The organism is Frankia sp. ACN1ag, from assembly GCF_001414035.1.
In the GTDB taxonomy this organism is placed as follows: Bacteria; Actinomycetota; Actinomycetes; order Frankiales; family Frankiaceae; genus Frankia; species Frankia torreyi.
The window spans coordinates 76078-97887 of the sequence record NZ_LJPA01000003.1; the positions used below are offsets into that span (position 1 = coordinate 76078).

Genomic DNA, 21810 nt, shown 5'->3' on the forward strand with positions numbered 1-21810 from the left:
CCGTCTGCCTGACCACGAGGCGAAACAACCCGGCGTCGGGATGCCAGCGGACCGCCTCCACCCGGGCGCCGAAATGGGTGGATTGCAGGCCCTCGGCGACCCACCGGCAGTAGGCGTCGTACTCGCGGCGGGGGATGTGGAAGCGTTCGTAGAGGTAGAAGCGAAAGAGCCGGTCGTGCGCCTGCAGGTAGGACAGGAACGACCATGGGCTGGTCGGATCGATGAGGGTGACCAGGTCGGCGAGGAACGGCACCTGCAGGGTCGTGCCCTCCAGCAGCAGGCCGGGGTGCCAGGTGAATGCCGGCGCCTGCTCGAAGAAGGCGGCCCGCAGACCGGGGAGGCCGTCGGCCAGTGCGGCCAGTGACAGGTTGAACGGCCCCAGCCCGACCCCTACAACGTCGTAGTCCGGTGCCTCCGGATGGGGGAGGCCGGATGCCGGCACCGTGACCGGGGTCCGCGGCGGCTCGTCGCGGGGTTCGGGCGGGATGCGGGACATCACGGGGCGGCCTCCAACAGCGGGTTCGGAATCTGTACGTAGACCGACTGGGTGGCCACCGGTCCGATCAGCTCGTCGCGGCCGTCCACACAGGTGCGCAGGTTGCCCTTGCTGGGCAGGGTGGCGGCCGTCAGGAGGGTGTCGAGTAGCCGGCGGCGGACGGCGGGTGGCCCGGCCGGGCTGTGGTCCGATCGGGTGTCTGAGGCCATCCGGGACAGCAGATTGCGTGCTCGCCCGAGCAGGCGGTGTTCGTCGGCGACATCGGCCGCGCCCAGGGCCCCTGCCACGGCGAAGACGTTGTTCACGAACAGGTAGTAGATGATGCGTTCCGCCACCAGTTCGTCGTCGAAGATCGCGTCGAGGCCCATGGCGAAGCCGGGTAGCAGGCGTTCCATGGCTGCGGCGGCCGAGGCGGCCACGTAGTAGCCCTGGCTGTCGCGGTACCACCCGGCCACCGGCCAGCCGTCGGTGTCCAGGCTGATCAGGGTGTTCTGCAGATGCGCCTCAACGCCCACACCAAACCACAGGTACAGGTCGAGCACGGGCGCTGCGAGCACGCTCAGGTAGCGCCCGAACCAGGTCTCGGCGAGCTCCTGGGGGGATTCTCCCCGGCGGTCGGCCAGCCGGATGAGCAGGCGGGGGAGCATCGCCGCCCGGGACCGACCGCGGCTGTCCGCCGCCCGATCGGGCCGGGGCGCGATCAGCGCCGCCAGGCTCATCGCCCGATCGGTCGGGCCGAAGGGGTTCGTGCGGATGGCGGTCTCCAGCCCCACCACGCCGTTGCTGCCGTCCGAGGACTCGCCGAACGTCCCGGCCGACCGGGGGATGCCCAGCCGCTCGGATCTCCCGGATGGTGGGGACCGGTCCGCATGGGTGACCGCCACCCAGTCGGGCTCCCCGATGAGGTGGAAGTCCGGATGTCGGGCGGTGAGAGCGGCACCGAGGCCCGCGTCGACCAGCCTGGTGATCATCTCTGCCAGTCGAAGCTCCCCGAGATGCAGGACCCGGCGAGAGTTGGTGATCCGCAGGCCCAGGGAGAGCTTGAGCATGACCCGGCGGTCCGGCCGCCAGACCGTGCGCAGGGACGACGTCGGATACCACAGCGGGCCCGACTCGCCGAGGTCCACGAGGCGGCCGTCGGCGAGCAGCCGGGCAAGGGGGCTGTCCGCGCGTTCGGTGAGTTCACGGGCCTGCCACGGATGGGCCGGCACCGGAACGTAGCCGGGTGGAAGGCACCTGTCCGGCAGACCGCCCAGGTCGGCGCCGGTCGGTGCCGACGGGCCTGCTCCGATCGGGCGGCACCCCGCCGCCTCGCTGTGGGCGGCACCGCCGCCGTACAGCTCGGTCAGCAGGCGCGTGACCGGATGGCGGCCCGCCGGCGATGTCGCCGTGGGGCTGCGCTCGGCCGCTGGGGCGACCGACGTCGACACCACCGAGGGATGAGCGGCGAACCAGTGCAGCGCGAAGGAGCCGGCCCGCTCGGGGGAGTAGGCGGCCATCGCCCGGTCGGAGGCCCCCTGCCGGCTCATCGCGGCCGGGTGGAAGGGATGGCCCGTGAGCGACGCCTGCTCGGCGGCGAGGAACGGGGGGACGGCACTCGGGTGCCCCTGTGTCCGACGGGCGTCGAGATGGGCGGCGATCCGGCAGGCCGAATCGAGGATCCGGTCCAGCGCCTCGGCCCCGTGGGCGGCGGGCAGCCCCTGTTCCGCGGTGATCTCCCGGACGAGGAGCGCGGCGAGCAGGCCGGCGTCGACGGCCGACGGCGCGCCCGCCGGGGAGACTAGCTCGGGCTGGGCGAACCGGTGCCACCCGGACGGCGAGCGGTGGGTCATCGTCGCCCGGACGGACAGGCCCGACGCCGGCAGCTTGACGTCGATCGCGCGGGCGCCGGCGGCCGGCAGCGCGCCGGTCTCCCGAAGCCAGCAGCGCAGGAGAGTCTCGGTGACGAGGTCATCAGCGATGGCCGCAGCCGTGGGCTGGTCTCTGGTCACGAGGCGCTCCCGATGCCACCGCCGTCCGCGCCGGCGAGTTCGTCGCCGATCGCGGCGATCAGGCGGAGCAGCGCGTCCACGTCGGCTTCGGTGGCGTCGGGATTCAGCAGGGTGAGCTTCAGGTGCACGGCCCGATCGGGTCCCGCTCGGGTCCGGCCGACCACCGCGCGCCCGTCGAGCAGCAGCGTGCGACGGATGTCCGCGTTGAGCCGGTTCAGTCGATCGGTGGTGCAGTCCGCCGCCGAGCCGGTGGCGCCGGCCTGCGGCCGGTAGCGGAAGACGACCGTGCTCAGCGTGACCGGAAAGGCGGCCTCGAGGCGGGGATCGGCGAGGACGGTCCGTTCCGCGTGCCGGGCGAGATCGTGGCAGGCGTCGACCAGGGCGCCCAGCCCGTCGCGGCCGAGCGCGCGCAACGTCACCGCGATCGGGAAGGAGTCCGCGCGGCGGGTGGTCCGCAGGGACCGGTCCAGGAGGCTGGGAAAGCCGGCGGCCTCGTCGTCCTCGGAGCGGAGGTAGTCCGCATGCGCGGCGCGCAGGCTGGGCCACTCGTCCGGACGGGGCGTCAGGAAGACGCCGGCCGGAGCCGGCTGCCAGCCCAGCTTGTGCAGGTCCAGGGACACCGAGTCGGCGAGCGCGAGCCCGTCCAGGTGGCCGGCCAGCCGGTCGGAGAACAGCGCGCCGCCGCCGTATGCCGCGTCCACGTGCAACCAGCCGGACGAGGTGAGATGGCCCGTTCCGGCCGGTGCCGCCGGGGGTCGCCGCCCGCGTAGCCGGCGCCGGTGCTCCTCGACCGCAGCCGCGATCTCGCGCAGCGGGTCGACGGCCCCGGCGTCGGTGGTGCCCGCGGTGGCCACGACGACGGCCGGGCCGGGGTACTCGGCGAGCGTCCGTCGCAGCAGGTCGACCCGCATCCGGTCCTGGCCGTCGGTGGGGATGGTGGCCCCCGGCGGGGCATCGAGGCCCAGCACCGCGGCGGCGCGGTCCACCGACAGGTGCGCGGCAGCCGAGCGGAACACGCGCAGCCGCCCGTTCGGCCCCGCCGCTTCCGTAACCCCACCGGCTGTCCCCGCGGCCCCCGGGCGGGCGGCATCCCGGGCGAGAAGCAGGCCCATGAGATTGGACTCCGTGCCGCCGGTGGTGATCGTGCCGGTGGCCCGATCCGGGTCGAAGCCGGCCAGCCCGGCGAGCGCGGCGACGACCTCGGTCTCGATCGTGGTCGCGGCCGGGGCCTGATCCCAGGAGTCCAGGGACGGGTTGAGGGCGCTCACGGCGAGGTCGGCGGCGACCGCCACGGGCAGCGGGGGGCAGTGCAGATGGGCGGCGCACCATGGGTCCGCCGGGTCCACGGACCCGGCCGCGAGGGCCTCCACCAAGCCGGTGAGCGCGGCCGTGGCGCCAATACCGGTGCGCGTGAGCAGGCTGGTGCGGTTGGGCGATACGCCGAGGGCGGCCTGGATCGCCGCACGCACTCGCGCGGGTCCACCGGCCGGCAGCGGTCCGCCGCGCCGACGCCGGCCCTCGGCCAGCGCGGCGAGGGTCAGCCCGACGAGCTCGTTCAGGCCCCGCCGGGGCTCCGGCGCTTCGCTCACGTGGTCGGACGCCCGGTGGCGTCGGCGGTGAGCCGCCGCACGGCCGCATCGGCGGCGTCGGCGAGGATCGCCAGGGCGCGCTCGCTCTCCTCCTCGCCGATGATCAGGGGTGGTAGGAGCCGGATGACCGCCCCGTGCCGCCCACCGAGCTCGATGATCAGTCCACGGCGGAGGCACTCGGCCCGGACCAGGGCAGCGAGCCGGGGATCGGCGGGATGCGCGCCGACCGCGTCCGCCTCGATCGTCGGATCGACCAGCTCGGCGCCGAGCATGAGCCCCCGGCCGCGCACGTTCCCCACGTACGGACGGTCACGGGCGAGATCCTCGAGGCCGGCCAACAGGCGGGAGCCCAGGCGGGCGGCGCGTTCGTCGAGTCCGTCCTGGCGCACCCGGCGCAGGGTGGCACGGCCGGCGACCATCGCGAGCTGGTTGCCGCGGAAGGTGCCGGTGTGCGCGCCGGGCGTCCAGACGTCCAGCTCGGCCCGGTAGGCGATCACGGCCATCGGCAGTCCGCCGCCGATCGCCTTGGACATCACGAGGATGTCGGGGGTGATCCCGCTGTGCTGCGCGGCCCAGAACCGTCCGGTCCGCCCCACCCCGGTCTGCACCTCGTCGAGGATGAACGGGATGCCGCGCCGGCGGGTGATCTCCCGGATGGCCCGCAGCCAGCCGTCCGGCGCCGCGACCACGCCACCCTCTCCCTGGACTACCTCCACGATCAGTCCGGCCGGATCGGTGACCCCGCCGAGCGGGTCATCCAGCAGCCGTTCGATGTAGCGGATGGAGAGTTCCGCACCGTCCGGACCGGCGGCGCGGCCGGCCGGGGATCCCACCCCGAACGGGCACCGGTACGGGTAGGGAAAGGGCAATCGGACAACCGAGGCCGTGGCCGGCAACGGGTTCTTGACGGCGACGTTGCCGGTCACGGCCAGCGCGCCCGCGGTCATGCCGTGGTAGCCACCGGTGAACGCGAGCATGGTCTGGTTTCCGGTCGCCGTCTGGGCGAGCTTGATAGCCGCCTCCACCGCGTCGGCCCCGCTCGGACCGCAGAAGTGCAGCTTGACATCGCTGCCCAGCCCCGGTGGCAGGCAGGCCCGAAGCTCCTCGGTGAACGCGTCCTTCTCGGGGGTGGCGAGGTCCAGGGTGTGCAGGGGGGCGCCGCGGGAGAGCGCCGCGGTGATCGCCTGGACCACGTCCGGATGGTTGTGGCCCAGGGCCAGAGTGCCGGCACCGGACAGGCAGTCCAGGTAGCTCCGGCCGTCCGCGCCGACGACCGTGGCTCCGCCCGCGCGGACCGGCACGATCGGGAGGGTGCGCGCGTAGGTTCGGGCGGACGACTCCCGCTCGCGCTGCCGCGCCAGGATGGCGGCGGGATCCCAGGCCGGGGGGACCGGGTCGATGCTGGTGCTGATGCCGTTTCGAGCGGAAATCGTCATTGCGGGCGACTCCCTTTCGAGCGGACCGTGTTCAAGGAAGCCTAACCTAACTCCGCGGCGAGCTGTTGCTCCGCGCAAGGATACGGTCGCGTCTGGCACCATCGGCGGATCCCTCCATGGTCCGCCTGGATGCCCTGCATCGTCGTGGAATTGCTGCTCCTGAGGCCCTCCCTGGCTCGGGCCCCCGCCATTCGGGCAGTGTCCGAGCGCACACCCGGGGGTGGACTCTCCGGCTGGCATGGTCGTGTCTGTCTTGGGACGTGGCTGTGCCGTCGGTGCGTGGCCCGATTCCGCCCCGCTCAAATGGGCTGATCACCCCTGCGCCCGGGCCGCTGCGGCCGTCGTCGCCGGAGGAGCGCGGAGCCGGGTCGACCACGCATTCGGCATTTTATTGCGCGGAATACGCCGCATTCGTCACTGTGGGAACGGCGTGGTGGTCCGATCGGGCGATGACCGGGCCCCGGGGAGGAGGACTCGGATGGACCTGCCGCCGTCCGCGGCTCCGCTGCATGCCCTGCCCGCGGAGCGCCTACCCCTCGCGGTGCTCGCGGCGGTGCGCGATCGACCGGCGGGGACGGCGGAGATCAGCGCCTACCTCTACGACCCGACCGTCGCCGCGCGCAACGCCGCCGCGCTGCGTGCCTGCCTGCCTGGCTGGGCGGCACTCTGCTACGCGGTGAAGGCCAACGGCTTCCCGCCGGTCCTCGACGCGCTGCTGCGGGGCACCGGCGCAGGCCGTTCGGGTCTGGCCAGGACGCACCCCACCCTCCTGGGCGCGGACCGGTCGGCCGTCCCCGGAGTGGGCCAGGAGGCCGCCGCCACCGGCGCGGACCGCGGGTGTGCCGTCCCCCGTCTGGACCTGCCGTCCGCCGCTTCCGAGGCCGGCGAGGACATCGTGGTCCCCCGACTGGACCCGAACGCCGTCGTCCCCGGTCTCGGTGGGGTGGACGGTTTCGAGGTCTCTTCGGTGCGTGAGATGCGCCTGGCCCTGGCGACCTACGGCCGAGTGGCCGCCGCCCGATCGCCCTACCTGGTCGCGTCCGGCCCGGCGAAGTCGGTCACTCTGCTGACCGCGCTGGTCGAGTCCGGCGTGTCCATCGTCAACGTCGAGAGCCCGGGTGAGCTACGGCGGCTGGAGGCTGTCGCGGCGCGGCTCGGTCGGCGGGTCACCGTGGCGGTGCGGGTGAACCCGGCGCGGGTCTCCCTCACGGGCTCCCTGCAGATGGGGGGACGGCCGAGCGCGTTCGGGGTGCCCGAGTCGGAGGTGCCGGCCGTGCTGGATCTGGCGAAGCGTCTGCCCCATCTGGACGTGGCCGGATTCCATGTCCACGCGGTGTCGGGCAACCTCGACGCAGCCGCCCATCTGGACTACGTCCGCTGGTGCCTCGGGTTCGCCGAGCGCACGGCCGCCGACGCCGGGATCGACCTGCGGGTGGTCGACGTGGGTGGGGGACTTGGCGTGCCGTTCGAGCCGGACCGGCGCGGCGAGCGGCCCTTCGACCTGGACCGGTTCGGGGAGGGCCTCGCGCGGCTATCGGTCCCAGCCGGCGTCGATGTGATCTTCGAGCCGGGCCGGCTGCTCGTGGCCGACTGCGGCTGGTACGCCGCCGAGGTGATCGACGTCAAACGCTCCTACGGGACCGATTTCGTCGTGCTGCGCGGCGGCATCCACCATTTCGCCCTGCCGACCTCCTGGGAGATCGTGCACAACTTCGCGGTCGTGGCGAGGTCCCATCCGAGCGGCGCGGAGAAACAGAAAGAAGCCGAGGACGTCGGGGGCGCGGGAGAGAACGGGGGCGTCGACACGACCGGACGTCCGGTCACCGTCGTGGGCGAGCTGTGTACCCCGGAGGACACTCTCGCGCGCGACATCACGGTCGGATCGGTGCGGCCCGGCGACGTCATCGTCTTCCCGCTGGCCGGAGCCTACGGCTACGAGTTCGCGCTCGCGGACTTCCTCGGCCATCCTCGGCCGCGCCGCATCGTGCTTGCGACATCGGCCGACGGCGGTCCGCAGGGCGGGTGACACGGGCGGTCGCCGGGGTCTCGCGGCGGGGCCCCGGTCGGACCCGTCGCAGACGAACGTCACCGGGCGCGGGACGGGCGGGATGCCCGGCCGAACCCGAGCCCCGACGCAGGCGTCCGCTCCACCGCCGGTCCCCTGCGGTCGATGGGGAACCCAGGGGAGGACCCGTGTCTATCGCGTCCGGCGGACGGGCAGCAATGTCGATGGCTGTGCGTGTTAGTCGGAAGAATGGTAAATAGGCTGTTTTGTCTCCACGCAACGCAATGGCTGCAAAATTCTCTATGTACAGACAACGCGACTCGGCTAGACTTGTCCTGGTCGCATCCAATGTGGTTGCCGGGCTCGATCCACCCGGTCGGCCGCGGATGACGGCCGACTACCGCCGGCGTGTGGTGAATTATCGTCCGGGCCGATCAAGCCGACCAGTCCGTTCCGTCTACCAAGTATGAAGGTGGTCTCCTCTTCGGTTACAGCCTGATCGGCTGCTTTCGGTGGTTCCTTGGTCTCGGCCTTCTGGTCTGCTGGTCGTGTTCGCCCGGCGTCGCGTCGGTGATCCGTGTGGTCGTGGCAACGGCCGATCCGAAGCCGGTTGTGCGGGGGGAATTCTCATGCTTTCGTTTCTGCGTGGGCGCGTGTCCGGGCATCGGTACCGAACCGCCGTCCCTCTTCTTCTGGGGGCCGTACTGCTCGGTGCAGTTCTGGGTGGCGGTGGCTATGCGTATGCGTCCGGCACATCTTTCGACAATCCCTGGGTCTTCCGGGCGACGAACCAGGCGAGCGAGGGGCTGCGCATCCAGTCCACCGGTGGGCCGAACGGTCAGCTGCTCATTGTGTACGATAATTTTAACCAGCCTATCTTCGCCGTCAACAAGGCGGGCGGGGCGAGCGTGTTCGGCGACAACTTCAACGTGCACCAGGGCGGTGACATCTTCCATCCCTGGGTCAGACTGAGCGTCGTCGATCCGCGGCCGGCGGACTGCGTGACCACCGGTCAGCTCGTCATCGGCGGATCAGCCACCTCGGGCGGTCGGATCTGGCGATGCGTCGTCGGCCGTGGCTGGCTCCCCGTGCTCTGACGTGTATCTGGCGGAATTCCCGTCCGCCCGGTGGGCTGCATCGACGGAGGCATCCCGGTACCCACCTTCGCCGCCCGGCGGGCTTGCTGAATTCGGCGGTGTCCCGAGGGTCCATGGCGGGTGACCCGGAGGCTGGCCCGGGCCGGCGTTCACGGTTCATCAAGGAGCAGGGCCATGACGCCGACGAGGGTGGCGCTGCTCACGATCTTTCGGTGGCGGATGAGCTCGCCGATCTCGCCGAGCGGTATCCATTCGATGCGATCCGACTCGTTGCGTTCCGTGGGCGGTCCGGTGAACGTGGCGGAGTCCGCCCGGAACACGAAGTGCTGCGCGTCGGTGATGCCGTTCGCGGGCTGCGCGTAGATCAGGGGCCGCAGCGGCCCCGGGCGCCAGCCGGTCTCCTCCTCCAGCTCCCGGGCGGCGGCGTCGATGGGTTCCTCGCCGTCCTCCACCAGACCCATCGGCAGTTCCCAGCCCCAGGTGTCAGTGACAAACCGGTGCCGCCACAGCATGAGTACCCGCCGCGACTCGTCCAGCAGCGAGGTGATGGCGACATCGCGCAGCCGGACCACGTGATACTCCGCCCGCTGCCCGTCCGGCTGCTCCACGTCGAGGTAGGCGAGGTTGACCCAGGGCGTCTGGAAGACGGACCGCTCCTGATGAACCCGCCACTTCATGAAGGCTCCCTGCTCGTGCGACAACTGACCGTCCGCCGTCCGCCGTCCGCCTGCAGCCGGACGGCGAGGCCGTTTGCTCGATGCGGGATCGGATCTGCCGCTCCGCAGGGACGGTGGCGGTTTCCCCTGCGCCGGCGTTCTCGTCGAAGGGGTCGCGGTGGAGGCCGCCATCGATCCAGATCGGTGGCGGCGGATTCGACCGAGCAAAAACATCAGGCGCTTCCGTGCCCCGGGTAATTCGGCGCCCTGTCCTCACCTACGGTGCGAACCGATGTTATCGTCTACGCGTAGACGCCGGGAGGATCCTGATGACTGAGCCGGTGAAGCGGCGGCGCTCTCTGCTGGGTGATGCTCTGCCAGCACGAACGTTCGACCAAGGGGTCGATCTTGAGGTTGCGGAGTGGATCCTGGGAGCCTTGACCGCCAGGATCTCCAGTCTGCTGGCTGAGGAGCCGGACGAGACGGTGGCGCAGAGTCTCCGGGCGGAGCGTGCCGCCCTGGCCGCCGAGCGGCGTCGAATGATTGCCGGGGGCCCGTCTGCAGTCGCCCGGGTGCTCCAGGAGTACGGACCGCGGGCTAGGCAGCTCCGAGAAGAGCGGCAGTGACCGAGGAGTTCAGGCTCGATCCGAAGAGCCACCAGGAGATTTTCGTCCACGAGATCGTTCCCGAACTGCTCGCGGGGGCGCGGTGGCAGGAGGTTCCGATCGTCTTCCTGCTCGGCGGCCAGCCTGGGGTCAATGCCACGTAGCCTATTTTGATCATGTTCGGTTGAGGGTGTGGATCCTGGCCGTCGCTGGAGCGTGATGGCGGATGCTGGCGGCCTCGCCGGGTTTTTTGACGCGGTAGTTGTTGTGGCGGGCGCGTTTCACCGCGCGGGGGCAGGTGCGTTCACGGCGGTCGGGGATCAGGAGCCGGGCGAGGTTGGACAGGTGCTTGGGAAGGTGGTCAGTCCAGTCCTGAGGGGGGAATGTCCGCCGTCCCGGTGGCGGTACGGCGGATCAGGCGGAGGGCCTTGGCGAAAGAGATCGAGTCCGGGTCGAGGTCCGCGGCGGCGGACGCCTGCGCGGTCAGGTCACTGATCGCATGGTGGACGATCAGATAGGACCAGATCTCCTGGTAGACCAGGTCCGGAAGACGGGACCGTAGGACTCGCCCGGGGCCGCGGAGATGGGTTTTGAGCTGGTCGTTGACTCTGCTGCTTAATTCGGCTGGGTGTCGTGGGTGCGGCATGATCTCCTCTGCGGTCCGGGTCGCCTCGTGGGCCGCGGGAGGTGGGGCACATGTCGTTGCAGCCGAAGGGGCTGCCCGAGATCCCGGCGCAGACCGTGGCGGTCGCGCGGGCGGCGTTCCCGCGGGGGACGCCGGCGATGCGGCTGCGGGACCGGCTGGCCGAGGTGTTCGTCGATAAGCCGTTCACCCCGGCGTTCGGCCGGCGGGGGGCGCCGGGTCTGCCGCCGGCGGTGTTGTCGCTGGTCACGGTGCTGCAGTTCACCGAGAACCTCACCGACCGGCAGGCCGCGGCGATGGCGGTCCGCGCGATCGACTGGAAGTACGCCCTCGGCGCGGAACTGACCGACACCGGGTTCGACGCCACTGTGCTGTCCCGGTTCCGGACCCGCCTGGCCGACCATGGCCTGGAACGGGTGGTGTTCGACCGGCTCGTGGAGGTCTGCCGTGAGCGGGGCCTGATCGGCGCCGGTGGCCGGGCGCGCACCGACTCCACCCATGTGATCAGCGTGGTGCGGGACCTGAACCGCACCGAGCTTGCTGGGGAGAGTGTGCGGGCGGCGTTGGAGGCCCTCGCGGTCGCGGCCCCCGACTGGCTGGCCGACACCCTGAACGTCGACGAGTTGGCGCACCGCTACGGCGAGCGGGTCAACGGATGGACGATGCCGTCGTCGACGGCGGCCCGGGACCGCCTCGCGGTGGTGTTCGGCCAGGACGCGCTCGCGGTGTGCCGGGCGGTGGGCGCGCCCACCGCACCCGGCTGGCCGCGCGAGATCCCCGCGGTGGCGTTCCTACAGCAGATGCTGGTGCAGACCTACTACCTGTCGACCGACAGCCGGGGACGGGAGGTGATCGTGAAGCGGGACGCCGACCAGCAGGGTGTCCCGCCCGGACATCGCCGCTTGGCCTCCCCGTATGACCGCGACGCGCGGTGGGCGGCCAAGGGCGACGACCTGTTCTGGTGCGGCTACAAGGTCCACCTCACCGAAACCTGCGACCCTCCCACCGAAGCCGAAGCCGAAGCCGAAGCCGAAGCCGAAGCCGAAGCCGAAGCCGAAGCCGAAGCCGAAGCCGAAGCCGAAGCGTTGCCGTTACGGCTGATCACGGACGTTCTCACCACCCAGGCGACCGTCCCCGACGTGAAGGCCACCCTGCCCGTCCAAGCCGCCCTCGCCGAGCGTGGCCTGACCCCCGCCGAGCACTACCTCGACGCCGGCTACTCCTCCGCCGACCTCCTCCACACCGCCGCCACCCGCGGCATCACCATGGTCACCCCCGCCCTTCTCGACCACTCACCCCAGGCCAGAGCCGGCGCCGGCTACGACAAGGCCGCGTTCCGGATCAACTGGAAAACCCGCCAGGCCCGCTGCCCCCAAGGCCACACCAGCACCGGCTGGTACCCCGTCCGCCAGCACGACCGCGACGCCATCGTCGTCCAGTTCGCCCACACCGACTGCCACCCCTGCCCCACCCGCACCGAGTGCACCACCGCGGCGCGTGGCACCCGCTACCTCAGCCTGCGCCCCCAAGAACTCCACGAGACCCTCACCGCCGCCCGCGCCGAACAGGCCACGGACACCTGGAAGACCCGGTACGCGCTGCGCGCCGGGATCGAGGGCACCATCAACCAGGCCCTCGACGTCACCGGCCTGCGCTACGCCCGCTACTGCGGCCTACCCAAGACCCGCCTCCAACACGCCTTCTCCGCCACCGCGGTCAACATCACCCGCCTCAGCCACCAACTCGCAACCCAAACCCCGAATTAAGCAGCAGAGTCTTCACCGCGATCAGCATCAAGTCGTCCTGACTCGTGATGAGGGGGTGGATCCCGGGCGATGGCGGTCGAGACCATGCCGGCGCAGGGAGCATCGACGCCACCGCTGGCGGCCATCCTCGCCGGATCGGCGATGGTGCTGGTCGTGGGCTTTGTCGCGATCTTCGGCGAGGCGATCTCCGGGGACTCCGGCGGCGCAACCGGCCAGTACGCGGACGCCGGGACGATCCCCGGCGCCTACGTGGGCGCGATCCTCAGTGCCGGTCAGACCTGCGCCACCCTCAGTCCCGGTCTGCTCGCCGCCCAGCTCAAGCAGGAGTCCGGCTTCCGGCCCGGTGCTCGATCACCGGTCGGCGCCCTCGGCATCGCGCAGTTCCTGCCCGGCACCTGGGCCAGCCACGGCCGGGACGGGGACGGGGACGGCCGGGCCGACATTCTCAATCCCGCCGACGCGATCCCGTCTGCGGCCGCCTACGACTGCTCGGTGGCCGCCGCGGTCGCGGATGTGCCCGGGGACCCGGTACGGCTCATGCTCGCCGCCTACAACGCCGGCCCGGGCGCTGTGCGTGCCTACCAGGGCGTTCCGCCCTTTTCGGAGACCCAGAGCTACGTCGAGTCGATCCTCGCCGCCGTGCCCGGCATGACCGCGGCGCTCAGCAGCGCGAGCGCCCCGATCGGACCGGCGACCGAGGCGGCCGCGGCCGCGATCGCCTTCGCGCGCGGTGAGCTTGGTGATCCCTACGTGCTCGGCGCGAACGGGCCGGATGCCTGGGACTGTTCCTCGCTCGTCCAGGCGGCCTACGCCGCGGCCGGGGTCAGACTGCCCCGCACGACCTACGACCAGGTCGACGCCTCCGGTCCGAGCATCGCGCTGATGCCGTTGTCGGCCTGGCAGCCGGGGGACCTGCTGTTCGCCGCGGGATCGGACGGAACCCCCTCGAATCCGGGGCATGTGGGCATCTACCTTGGCGGCAACCAGGTTCTGCACGCCCCGCACACCGGCGACGTGGTCAAGATCGTGACACTGGATCGTTACGAGAAGGTCACCCGGGTCACCAGGCCGTCGGCGCTGTCGACGGAGTGAGTCGCGCCGGCCCGGCGCCTGCGCGCTTCCATGGGCGGCGGCCCCGGGGCCTCAGAACAGTCGGGTGATGATCCTGGTGTCGGGCTGGCCGTCGTCCGATCGGGGGACGCCCGGCCCGGAGATGGCCGGCCGGATCCTGCCCGAACCGGGGCGGGACCGCCGCTGGGAGATGGCGGAGGTCGTGGATGCCGCGGGCGTCGCCGTCGGCCCGTCGGCGCGCAGGCCGGAAGACACCAGGGCGGCCCGCGGCGCGGCGGGGGGCGCAGCCTTGTCCGGCGGTGGCGTGGACGGCGGTGGCGTGGACGGCGGTTGCGTGGACGGCGAGGCGGGTCCATCGGAACGCCCCTGGTGCGGGTGTCCCGCGGCGACCCGGGTGGAATCCGTCGGGTCCGAGGTGCCGGCGGACGCCGGGGTGCGGTCGCCGTCGCGGGAGGCCGTCGCCGTGGCCTCGCCGTCGCCGGCGGGGGCGGGCTCGTGCGGCACCGGCAGGTCGAACCAGAGGTACTTGCCCGACTCCGCCATGACCGTCCCCCAGCTTCCGGCGAGGGCGTCGAGGACGAGCAGGCCGCGGCCGCCCTCGGCGTCGGGCGCGGCCGTGCGCCGCTGCGGCAGGACGGTCGAGGTGTCCGAGACGGAAGCGTGGATCAGCCCGGGGCGCATCTCGATGAGCAGCCACAACGGTGGCTGGCCGTACTTGACGGCGTTGGTCACGAGCTCGCTGACGAGCAGCTCGGCGGTGCTGCGGACGTCCTCGGGGAGCTGCGCCATCCGCATGCCCTCCCGCAGGACCCGACGGGCCTGGGGAACGGCCGAGGGCAGATAGGGAAGCTCGGCGAGTATGTGGGTCGCGGGTGGGCAACGCGAGGTCGCCTGCCGAACCACGTCCATCGGAACCGAAGACGCGCTCATCTACCACCAAGCCTGAACAACGAGGACATCGCTCATCGTGTACCCGCTCAGGGCCGATTGAAGCCTCGGAATCCGGATCGCACCCCTTGGGGCGATGCCCACTCGGCATTCGATCTTGCTGTGGACGCCGGACCTGCGTTTATGGCCGCCGACCGGCTTCGTCGCGGGGGGACGTGACGGCCGTCGCCACCACCCGGGGCCGGTCAGCCGGGTACCCGCGCGACCAGGATCGCGACGTCGTCGCGCAGGTTGCCGCCGGCGAAGCGCTCGGCCGCGGCGAGCACCCGGTCGGCGATGCCCTGTGCCGACAGCCCCGCGCACCCGGCGACCGCCGCCAGCAGCCGATCCTCGCCGAGCAGGTCGCGGCCGTCGCGGGCCTCGATCACCCCGTCGGTGTAGAAGACCAGCGACTCGCCGGCGCCGAGGGTGACGTCGATGCCGGGGAAGGAGACCTCGTCGTCGTCGAGCACGCCGAGCAGGGTGCCGGGCCGGCCGACGAGCGAGGCGTGCCCGTCGGCATGCAGCACCACCGGCTGGGGGTGCCCGGCGAGGAACAGCCGCAGCCGGATTCCGGCGGCCTGCGCGTCCCCGGCCGGGCCCCCGCCGGGCAGGCTCGCGGGGCCCGTGATCGACGCCGCGGCCAGGGTGCAGAACCGGCCCTGACCGTTGGGGTGCGAGGAGGCGGCGTCACGCAGTGTCCGGTTCAGTTCGAGCAGTACCTCGCCGAGGTCGGTGCCGCGCCCGGTGAGCAGCCGCAGGACGGCGCGGGCCACCCCGGTGACCGTCGCGGCCTCGGCGCCCTTGCCNCAGACGTCGCCGATGGCGATCGTCCAGCCCAGCGGGCCCCACAGCAGGTCGAAGAAGTCCCCGCCGACGTCCAGACCGGCCGACTGCGCGGCGCCGTAGGCGGAGCCGAGATCGAGTCCTTCGATCATCGGCAGGTCCGGCGGGCGCAGCCCGGCCTGCAACGTGCCGGCGAGCTCCACCTGGCGGCTGTAGAGGCGGGCGTTGTCGATGGCGAACGCGGCCCGGCGGGCGAGGTCGGCGAGCAGGTCGATCTCGTCGGCGGCGAACGCGTTGCCCTCCGGGCGCCCGAGGGCGAGCACCCCGAGCACCCGGCGGCGGGCCTTGAGCACCATCACCAGGGTCGGGCCGCCGAACGCGGTCAGCGAGTGCACCCGGTCGCCGCTCGCGGAGCGCACCGCGGCCATCAGCACCCCGCCCGGGTCGGCCGCCGCCGTGCTCAGCGCGCCGGCCATGTTCTCCTCGGCGTGGGCGGCCGACCACAGCGCCGGATCGGCGTTCTCCCGATGCAGGTAGACCGCGCACCACTGGGCGAGTCGGGGGACCGGCAGCCGGGCCAGCAGGGCCAGCGAATGGCCGAGGTCGAGGCTGCCGGCGAGCAGGTCGGACGCCTCGGCGAGGAACGACAGCATCCCGATCCGGCGCTCCTCGGCGCGGCGCATGTCGCCGCCGCCGAGGGCCAGCGCCATCCACCGGGTCGCCAGCCGGATGCGGTCGACGTCGAGCCCGGCCGGGCCTGCCCCGGGCGCCGGCCACAGCAGCAGCTCGCCGAGGCTCGACTGGGTCGGGTCCAGCGGGAACGCCACCGCCTCGTCGGCCTCGCCGACGACGCCAAGGGTGGCCACGGTCTCGACCCGGCCGCCGTCGCGGCCGGGGCGTCGCACCAGCCCGGCGGTCACGGTCAGGGCGTCGACGAGCTGCGCGAGAAGCTCGTTCACCTCGCCCTCGGCGGTCAGGGCGCGCGCGGTGTCGCGGGCGATGAGCCGTGCCGGGCGCATCTGGGCCGGCACGATCACCGCCTCGTCGTCGGCGGTGGAGTCCTCCTGCGGGACGTCCGCGGAACCGAGCCGGAACCAGACGGTCTTGCCGCCGGGACGGTGCTCGGTGCCCCAGCTCGTCGCGAGCGCGTCGACGAGGGCGAGGCCGCGGCCGTCCTCGCGCAGCCCGTCGAGGCCGAAGTCGGCCTCCTCGGGGAACGCCGACGGCGGGCGCGGCACGTCCACCTTCTTCACCCGCGCCATGCCGATGCGCACCGGGTGCCGGTCGGCGACGCCGACGCGAACGCCGTCGCCCTCCTGGCGGACGTCGACGGTGGCCGCGGTGCCCGCGTGCACGACGACGTTGGTGACCAGCTCGGTGACCAGCAGGAGCGCGGAGTCGAGCAGGTCGTCGTCGAGCCGGCCGTGCAGCGTCTCGAGCACGAAGCGCCGCGCGGACCGAGGGGAATCGGGCGTCGGCGGCAGCGTGATGGCCTGCGTCGGCGTCGTCGGACCCCCTCCTACGCCATTCATGTCGCTCAGTCTCTCCTGCGTTGTCCATCGTGAGGCGGATACTGGCGGCTGGTGTCACCTGTCCACCGACGCCCGCCCACGCCGGTGCCCCGAGGAGACCGCCCCTGGCCCGGGCTCCTCCGCCCGGCCCGTCGTCCGAGACGATCGTGCCGACCGAGCTCAGGTAGGAGACCGATGAGTTCCACTGACGACCAGCAGGCCCCGGCTCGCCGTGATCCCGTTGCACCCGGCGGTGACGCTATCGCGACCATCGTCCCTCATGCGACCCGCGACGTGGACGAGACCCGGACATCGCGCACCTCGTCGGATGAGCTGATCGCCGATCTCCTGCACGGTCTGACCAGGTTGTGCGAGGGCGACTTCGCCACCCGCCTGCCGGCCCGGGAGGGGTATGCCGGCGACGTGGTGCGCAAGTTCGACGAGCTGGCCGCCATCCAGGAGCGCCATGCCGGCGAGCTGGCCCGGGTCAGCAAGGTGATCCGCCGCGACGGGCGGCTCACCCTGCGGATGGAGGACCAGGGCAGCCCCGGCGGCTGGTCGGACATGACCCAGGCAGCGAACTCCCTCATCGACGACCTGGCCCGCCCGACCCACGAGGTCGCGCGCGTCATCGCCGCGGTGGCCGAGGGGGACCTGTCCCAGCACATGGCGCTGGAGATCGCCGGCCAGCCGGTGCGCGGGGAGTTCCTGCGGATCGGCACCACGGTGAACACGATGGTGGACCAGCTCTCGTCGTTCGCCGATGAGGTGACCCGGGTGGCCCGCGAGGTCGGTACCGAGGGCAACCTGGGCGGGCAGGCCAAGGTCAAGGACGTCTCCGGGGTCTGGCGGGACCTGACCGAGTCGGTGAACTCGATGGCGGGCAACCTGACCAGCCAGGTCCGCAACATCGCCCAGGTGACCACCGCGGTCGCGCAGGGCGACCTCAGCCAGAAGATCACCGTCGACGCCCGCGGCGAGATCCACGAGCTGAAGTCGACCGTGAACACGATGGTCGACCAGCTCTCCGCGTTCGCCGACGAGGTCACCCGGATGGCCAAGGAGGTCGGCACCGAGGGCAAGCTGGGCGGCCAGGCGCAGGTCAAGGGCGTCTCCGGCGTCTGGCGGGACCTCACCGACTCGGTCAACGTCATGGCCGGCAACCTCACCACCCAGGTCCGCAGCATCGCCGAGGTGGCGGCGGCGGTGGCCCGGGGCGACCTGACCCGGCAGATCACCGTCGACGCCCGCGGCGAGGTCGCGGGCCTCGCCCACACCCTGAACACGATGGTCGACCAGCTGTCGTCGTTCGCCGACGAGGTGACCCGGGTCGCCTGGGAGGTCGGCACCGAGGGCAACCTGGGTGGGCAGGCGCACGTGCGCGGGGTCTCGGGGGTGTGGCGGGACCTGACCGAGTCGGTGAACTCGATGGCGGGCAACCTGACCAGCCAGGTCCGCAACATCGCCCTGGTCGCCACCGCGGTCGCGCGCGGCGACCTGTCCCAGAAGATCACCGTTGCCGCCCAGGGCGAGATCCTGGAGCTCAAGGACACCCTGAACACGATGGTGGACCAGTTGTCCTCGTTCGCCGACGAGGTCACCCGGGTGGCCCGCGAGGTCGGCACCGAGGGCGCGCTGGGTGGGCAGGCGCACGTGCGCGGGGTCTCGGGGGTGTGGCGGGACCTGACCGAGTCGGTGAACTCGATGGCGGGCAACCTGACCAGCCAGGTCCGCAACATCGCCCTGGTCACCACGGCGGTGGCCCGCGGCGACCTGTCGCAGAAGATCACCGTCACCGCGCAGGGCGAGATCGCCGAGCTCAAGGACACCGTCAACACGATGGTCGACCAGCTCTCCTCGTTCGCCGCGGAGATCACCCGGGTGGGCCGGGAGGTCGGCGTGGAGGGCAAGCTCGGCGGCCAGGCCACGGTCGCCGGGGTGGCCGGGACCTGGAAGGACCTCACCGACAACGTCAACCAGCTCGCCTCCACGCTGACCATCCAGCTCCGCGCGATCGGCGACGTGTCCACCGCCGTCACCCGCGGCGACCTGACCAGGTCCATCTCGGTGGAGGCCGAGGGGGAGGTCGCCGAGCTCAAGGACAACATCAACCAGATGATCGCCCGGCTGCGGGAGACCACCGAGCTCAACGCACAGCAGGACTGGCTGAAGTCGAACCTGGCCCGCATCGGCAGCAAGATGCAGGGCCAGCGCGACCTCTACGCGGTCTGCCAGATGATCATCAGCGAGATGACCCCGGCGGTCAACGCCCAGCAGGGCACCGTCTACCTGCTCGACTTCATCGAGGGCGACAAGCTGCGCTACGTCGCCGGCTACGGCTCGGTGCCCCGGCGCCGCTCGGACGGCACGTTCCTGTTCGGCGAGGGCCTGATCGGCCAGGCGGCGCTGGAGCGCAACCGGATCCGGGTCGAGCACGTGCCCGCCGGCTACCTCAACATCCGCAGCGGGCTGGGCGAGGCGCCACCGTGCGACCTCGTCGTCGTCCCGGTCGTCTTCGAGAACCAGGTGCTCGGCGTCATCGAGCTGGCCTCGTTCACGCCGTTCTCCGAGCTGCACCTGACCCTGGTCGACCAGCTCGTCGACACCATCGGCGTCGTCCTCAACACGATCATGGCGAACGCGCGGACGGAGGAGCTGCTCGCCCAGTCGCAGCGGCTCACCCAGGAGCTGCGGTCGCAGTCGGTCGAGCTGCAGCGCACCAACAACGAGCTGGAGGAGAAGGCGGCGCTGCTGGAGGACAAGAACCACGAGATCGAGCTGGCCCGCATCGGCCTGGAGGAGAAGGCCGAGCAGCTCGCGCTGTCCTCGCAGTACAAGACGGAGTTCCTGGCGAACATGAGCCACGAGCTGCGCACGCCGCTGAACAGCCTGCTCATCCTCGCCAAGCTNCTCGCCGACAACCCCGACCGCAACCTGTCCCGCAAGCAGATCGACTTCGCCGAGACGATCCACTCCGCCGGCTCCGAACTGCTCGGCCTGATCAACGACATCCTCGACCTGTCGAAGGTCGAGGCCGGCAAGATGGACGTCGACGCGACCACCGTGCGCACCGCGGCCCTGTGCGACGCCGTCGCCGGGGTCTTCGGCCCCGTCGCCGACGAGAAGGGGCTGGCGTTCGAGGTCAACCTCGCCGCCGACGTGCCGGCCGAGTTCGTCACCGACGAGCAGCGCCTGCAGCAGGTGCTCAAGAACCTGCTGTCCAACTCGGTGAAGTTCACCGACAGCGGCACCGTCCGCCTCGACGTCACCCTCGCTCGTCCCGACCTCCCGCACCTGGCGTCGCACCTGCGCTCGGCCGGCACGGTGCTGTCCTTCGCCGTCAGCGACACGGGGATCGGGATCGCCGCCGAGAAGCTGCGCATGATCTTCGAGGCGTTCCAGCAGGCGGACGGCACCACCTCGCGCCGCTACGGCGGCACCGGGCTCGGCCTGTCCATCAGCAAGGAGATCGCTCGCCTGCTCGGCGGCTCGATCGCGGTGTCCAGCGCGGTCGGGCACGGCAGCACCTTCACCCTCTACCTGCCGGCGGTCCCGCTCGCGCAGATGCCGGCCTTCGGGGTCACGCCGGGGGAGCCCGACGACGTTCTGATGATCGTCGGCGCGGCGGACGGTGGCTGGGGCCAGAACGAGTCGACGAGGGCGGCCCTGGCCGGCTCGCCGGCCGCGCAGGGCTGGCGCAACGGGGTCGCCGACCGGATCGGCGGAGTCGCCGGCCAGCGCGGCGGCGCGCCCACGCCGGCGCCCACCGCCGTCGGCGGATCCGGCCCGGGCTCGGGCGCCGCCAACGGTTCCGCTGCTGTCAACGGCTCAGGCGGAGCCAACGGCTCCGGCGCCGCCAACGGCTCCGGCGCGGCGAGCGTCCCAGGCGGGGCAGGCGGGGACGCGGCTTCTGCCGGTCCGGCCGAGAACCGGGTCTCGCCACCGGCCGCGACCGCCTACACCACGGACTGGCGGCCGGGCGATTCCGCGGTGGGCACCCCGTTCCTGACGGAACCGGCCGACACCGGCGGCCGGCTGCCCGCGGGGGACATCGACGACTCCGACCCGCTGGTCGGCACGACGGTCCTGGTCGTGGACGACGACGTGCGCAACGTGTTCGCGCTCACAAGCGCTCTGGAGATGTACGGAATGCGGGTCCTCTACGCCGACAACGGCCACGATGCGATCCGCACCCTCCAGCAGGACACCGCGCCGGTGCACCTCGTGCTGATGGACGTCATGCTCCCCGGCATGGACGGCAACGAAACGACCTCGATGATCCGGGACATGCCCGCCTTCGCCGACCTGCCGATACTGGTGCTGACCGCGAAGGCCATGCCCGGGGACCGGGAGAAGAGCATCACCGCCGGCGCCACGGACTACATCACCAAGCCGGTGGATCTCGACCACCTCCTCGGGGTGATGCGGTCGTATCTGTATTGATCAGATCGCGTATGGTGCGCATTCGGGTGTCTATCGGTGGGGCGGTGAGATGCCGTCGGGAGCGATCAGCGATGGTGGTGGGGTGGCGACTCCCACCATGGACCGGCAAGGCGATCGCGAAGGAGGAGGCGGGCGGGTGACCGAGCGGAGCGGCGGTTCCGTCGACGGCGAAGGCGGGCCGGCCGCGGAACGACCCCGCAGCAAGATCCTGCTGGTTGACGATCGGGCCGACAATCTCATGGCGCTGGAGGCGATTCTCGCCTCGCTGGATCAGGATCTTGTCACGGCGTCGTCGGGTGAGGAGGCGCTCAAACGCCTTCTCGTCGACGACTTCGCCGTGATCCTTCTGGACGTGCAGATGCCTGGGATGGACGGATTCGAGACAGCGCATCGGATCAAGCAGCGCGGGCGCACCCGAGACACCCCGATCATCTTTCTCACGGCGATCGATCGGGAGCCGCATCACGCGTTCCGCGGTTACGCTGTCGGTGCGGTCGACTACATTGCGAAGCCGTTCGACCCGTGGTTGCTGCGGGCCAAGGTCAGTGTGTTCGTGGAGCTGTTCGAGAAGAACGAGCGGCTGTCCGAGCTGGTTCATCAGCGGGTCCGGGACTTCGACCTGATGACGGAGGTCGCCGAGCGGCTCATCGCGCTCGACGTCCTGCTGGAAGGCGGGGGCGGGAGTTCCGCTGAGGAGACGATCGCCGCGGCCGGAGCCGAGGTGCGCGGTCTGGTCGCCCGGCTGCAGCCCTTCGCGCGCTCGAACAACACCTGAACGCCCGCGCAGC

Annotated in this window: 14 protein-coding genes and 3 pseudogenes; 9 read left to right on the top strand and 8 right to left on the bottom strand. The window is 71.7% G+C overall.

Annotation, left to right across the window (positions count from 1 at the left end; all coding sequences use genetic code 11):
* From UK82_RS35290 to UK82_RS03030, 4 genes and pseudogenes are all read right to left on the bottom strand, one after another.
* Positions 1-496 (bottom strand): annotated as a pseudogene (locus UK82_RS35290) (SidA/IucD/PvdA family monooxygenase); the annotation flags it as partial.
* On the bottom strand, positions 496-2487 hold the full coding sequence (locus tag UK82_RS03020) for an IucA/IucC family siderophore biosynthesis protein (protein WP_055406241.1): 1992 nt from the start codon (positions 2485-2487) through the stop codon (positions 496-498). The pseudogene UK82_RS35290 and the gene UK82_RS03020, both read right to left, overlap by 1 nt.
* Positions 2484-4076, bottom strand: a complete 1593-nt coding sequence (locus tag UK82_RS03025) for a pyridoxal-dependent decarboxylase (RefSeq protein ID WP_044887157.1) — start codon at positions 4074-4076, stop codon at positions 2484-2486. The genes UK82_RS03020 and UK82_RS03025 overlap by 4 nt, the downstream gene beginning before the upstream one ends.
* Positions 4073-5512: a diaminobutyrate--2-oxoglutarate transaminase family protein gene (locus UK82_RS03030; RefSeq protein WP_044887156.1), complete on the bottom strand. Its 1440-nt coding sequence runs from the start codon at positions 5510-5512 to the stop codon at positions 4073-4075. Before UK82_RS03030 ends, UK82_RS03025 begins: the two co-directional genes overlap by 4 nt.
* 478 nt (positions 5513-5990) lie before the next feature.
* Here UK82_RS03030 and UK82_RS03035 point away from each other — a divergent pair, with 478 nt between their 5' ends.
* The gene (locus UK82_RS03035) at positions 5991-7538 is read left to right on the top strand and encodes an alanine racemase (RefSeq protein WP_044887155.1); all 1548 of its coding nucleotides are present in this window, start codon (positions 5991-5993) and stop codon (positions 7536-7538) included.
* Between the two features lie 608 nt (positions 7539-8146).
* Positions 8147-8614, top strand: coding sequence for a hypothetical protein (locus tag UK82_RS03040; RefSeq protein WP_055406242.1), 468 nt, complete (start codon positions 8147-8149; stop codon positions 8612-8614).
* Between the two features lie 149 nt (positions 8615-8763).
* Here the strand turns inward: UK82_RS03040 and UK82_RS03045 are convergent, their stop codons facing one another.
* Positions 8764-9291 (bottom strand): NUDIX hydrolase, encoded by a 528-nt coding sequence (locus UK82_RS03045; RefSeq protein WP_044887153.1) that lies wholly within the window; start codon positions 9289-9291, stop codon positions 8764-8766.
* Positions 9292-9599: 308 nt separating this feature from the next.
* Between UK82_RS03045 and UK82_RS03050 the strand changes: the two genes are divergently transcribed.
* The 4 genes from UK82_RS03050 (at position 9600) to UK82_RS03065 (ending at position 13376) form a co-directional block, all read left to right on the top strand.
* A complete protein-coding gene (locus UK82_RS03050) occupies positions 9600-9896 on the top strand; it encodes a hypothetical protein (protein WP_044887152.1) in 297 nt (98 codons plus the stop codon).
* On the top strand, positions 9893-10039 hold the full coding sequence (locus UK82_RS33510; protein WP_157866960.1) for a hypothetical protein: 147 nt from the start codon (positions 9893-9895) through the stop codon (positions 10037-10039). Before UK82_RS03050 ends, UK82_RS33510 begins: the two co-directional genes overlap by 4 nt.
* A 532-nt stretch (positions 10040-10571) precedes the next feature.
* The gene (locus UK82_RS03060) at positions 10572-12284 is read left to right on the top strand and encodes a transposase (protein WP_055406244.1); all 1713 of its coding nucleotides are present in this window, start codon (positions 10572-10574) and stop codon (positions 12282-12284) included.
* A 69-nt stretch (positions 12285-12353) separates the two neighbouring features.
* A complete protein-coding gene (locus UK82_RS03065; RefSeq protein ID WP_055406245.1) occupies positions 12354-13376 on the top strand; it encodes a bifunctional lytic transglycosylase/C40 family peptidase in 1023 nt (340 codons plus the stop codon).
* Between the two features lie 51 nt (positions 13377-13427).
* On the opposite strand, the gene UK82_RS03070 is transcribed toward UK82_RS03065, so the two are convergent.
* The 3 genes and pseudogenes from UK82_RS03070 to UK82_RS03075 all read right to left on the bottom strand — a co-directional run.
* Positions 13428-14285, bottom strand: a complete 858-nt coding sequence (locus tag UK82_RS03070; protein ID WP_055406246.1) for an ATP-binding protein — start codon at positions 14283-14285, stop codon at positions 13428-13430.
* A gap of 203 nt (positions 14286-14488) precedes the next feature.
* A partial coding sequence (locus UK82_RS35295) for a PP2C family protein-serine/threonine phosphatase (protein WP_236705444.1) occupies positions 14489-15091 on the bottom strand: 603 nt, incomplete at its 5' end.
* Between the two features lies 1 nt (position 15092).
* Positions 15093-16600, bottom strand: a pseudogene (locus UK82_RS03075) (GAF domain-containing protein); the annotation flags it as partial.
* A gap of 240 nt (positions 16601-16840) precedes the next feature.
* On the opposite strand from UK82_RS03075, the gene UK82_RS35300 reads away from it, so the two are divergent.
* The 3 genes and pseudogenes from UK82_RS35300 to UK82_RS03085 form a co-directional block, all read left to right on the top strand.
* Positions 16841-19488 (top strand): HAMP domain-containing protein (locus UK82_RS35300; protein ID WP_396230445.1); only part of this gene is annotated, 2648 nt, incomplete at its 3' end.
* A 1-nt stretch (position 19489) separates the two neighbouring features.
* Positions 19490-21022: pseudogene (locus UK82_RS35305) on the top strand (hybrid sensor histidine kinase/response regulator); the annotation flags it as partial.
* A gap of 136 nt (positions 21023-21158) precedes the next feature.
* Complete coding sequence (locus UK82_RS03085) at positions 21159-21797, top strand: two-component system response regulator (protein ID WP_044887848.1); 639 nt, start codon at positions 21159-21161, stop codon at positions 21795-21797.
* The last annotated feature ends 13 nt before the right edge of the window (positions 21798-21810 follow it).

Excerpts from the sequence above, each read along its gene's own strand:
- UK82_RS03050 (WP_044887152.1), top strand. The coding sequence starts at position 9,600 with ATGACTGAGCCGGTGAAGCGGCGGCGCTCTCTGCTGGGTGATGCTCTG.
- UK82_RS03060 (WP_055406244.1), top strand. The coding sequence starts at position 10,572 with ATGTCGTTGCAGCCGAAGGGGCTGCCCGAGATCCCGGCGCAGACCGTG.
- UK82_RS03040 (WP_055406242.1), top strand. The coding sequence starts at position 8,147 with ATGCTTTCGTTTCTGCGTGGGCGCGTGTCCGGGCATCGGTACCGAACC.
- UK82_RS03065 (WP_055406245.1), top strand. The coding sequence starts at position 12,354 with ATGGCGGTCGAGACCATGCCGGCGCAGGGAGCATCGACGCCACCGCTG.
- UK82_RS03030 (WP_044887156.1), bottom strand. The coding sequence starts at position 5,512 with ATGACGATTTCCGCTCGAAACGGCATCAGCACCAGCATCGACCCGGTC.
- UK82_RS03035 (WP_044887155.1), top strand. The coding sequence starts at position 5,991 with ATGGACCTGCCGCCGTCCGCGGCTCCGCTGCATGCCCTGCCCGCGGAG.
- UK82_RS03045 (WP_044887153.1), bottom strand. The coding sequence starts at position 9,291 with ATGAAGTGGCGGGTTCATCAGGAGCGGTCCGTCTTCCAGACGCCCTGG.
- UK82_RS03070 (WP_055406246.1), bottom strand. The coding sequence starts at position 14,285 with ATGAGCGCGTCTTCGGTTCCGATGGACGTGGTTCGGCAGGCGACCTCG.